Consider the following 244-nt stretch of genomic DNA (forward strand, 5'->3'; position numbering starts at 1 on the left):
AGAAAATGATGGTAGAGCAGGAGTRGTTTGGCATACACAAGGAAGTGGTAAGAGTTTTTCTATGACTTTCTTAGCAGGTAATTTAGTAAAGCACAATAAGTTAAACAATCCAACTATATTAGTAATAACTGATAGAAATGATTTAGATGGTCAATTATATGATACTTTTTGTTCAGCCTATGAGTTTTTAAGGCAAGAACCTATAAAGTGTGAAAGTAGAGCAGATGTGCGTGAAATACTAGAA

At 32.5% G+C, this 244-nt stretch carries 1 protein-coding gene; it reads left to right on the top strand.

The window, feature by feature from the left end; genetic code table 11:
* Window positions 1–244 (top strand): DEAD/DEAH box helicase family protein (locus tag G3997_RS04450; protein WP_296648724.1); only part of this gene is annotated, 244 nt, incomplete at both ends.

Origin of the sequence: Romboutsia sp. 13368, assembly GCF_018336475.1 — a bacterium.
GTDB lineage: Bacteria > Bacillota > Clostridia > Peptostreptococcales > Peptostreptococcaceae > Romboutsia.